Source organism: Streptomyces ossamyceticus (assembly GCF_001418475.1).
In the GTDB taxonomy this organism is placed as follows: Bacteria; Actinomycetota; Actinomycetes; order Streptomycetales; family Streptomycetaceae; genus Streptomyces; species Streptomyces ossamyceticus.
Genome location: NZ_LIQX01000979.1, coordinates 1 through 1,116 on the forward strand (window position 1 = coordinate 1; position 1,116 = coordinate 1,116).

Here is a 1,116-nt window from a genome sequence, read left to right on the forward strand (position 1 = left end):
GTGGGGCCGAGGCGCTCGGCCCCACCCCGCACGGCCCCGCCCGGCGCCGACGCCGGGGCCTGAGCCGCGACGCCGCCGGCGGGGGCGCTCCCGGCGGTCTGCCCCGGCGCGACCCGCAGCAGCCGCAGCGCCGTGGCGACGTCACCGCTCAGCAGGGCGACGGCCCCGCACGCGCGGAACGCGGGCGAGATCGCGCAGGCCGCCCCGTACGTCTCCGTCACCGGCGAGGCGGGCGACGCGGCCTCCGCCTCGGCGAGGCACACCACATGGATTCCGGCGGCCGGTCCGTCCTGCGCCAGCCGCACCACGGCCTCCCGCACATCGGCACCGCCGGGGTCCCCGTCGACGACCACCACCGTGTACGGCCCCGGGAACTCGCCGGCCGCCCGGTCGTCCTTGGCCCATGAGGGCCGCCGGGCGGGGCGACCGCCGGGCAAGCCGTCGGCGCCGGGGCCCGCGGGATCCGCGATGCCCGCCTTGCCTGCCGTGCCCACCGTGTCCGCCGTGTGGTCCTCCAGGCGGCGCAGCAGCTCGTCCAGCCGGGCCGTGGCCTGTTCGCGGTCGTAGGCGAGGAGCAGACGGCAGTCCTGGCCGTGGGCGGGGCGCAGATGGGGGAGCCAGCCGAGCCAGGACCAGTCGGCGGTGCGCTCCTCCGCGGTGCGGGAGCGGTCGGCGCTGATCAGGGTCAGTTCGAGGGTGTCGGGGGAGTGCAGCGCGGCGAGCTGGGCCACGACGGCACGGGCCAGGCCCATCAGACGCGGGCGCGGTCCGGCCAGCCCGAGCGCGCCGACCTCGCGCAGCCCGGTGGTCACGGGCACCGCCGGAAGCAGTCCCGAGCCGTCCGGCGTGGCCCGGTCGGCCGTGCCCAGCCGCACCGACAGCGCCTCCGGGTGGCCCGGCCCCCGCTCCCACAGCCGGGGCCCGGGGCCCAGCGCGGTCAGCAGCAGCGCGGCGGGGTCCGGCCAGGTCTCCGGCAGCCGCGCGCCCCCGGCGGGGAGCAGGGATGCCAGGGCGCCGCGCTCGTACTCGTCGTCCTCCGTGTCGTACTCGTACGGGTCGTGCTCCACCCCCGTCTGTCCGCGCCCCCCGGTCAGCCGGCGCGCCCAGGCCCCGAAC

At 79.5% G+C, this 1,116-nt stretch carries 1 pseudogene; it reads right to left on the bottom strand.

Going from position 1 to position 1,116, the window contains the following annotated elements:
* Positions 1-1,116 (bottom strand): annotated as a pseudogene (locus tag AOK15_RS41190) (FHA domain-containing protein); the annotation flags it as partial.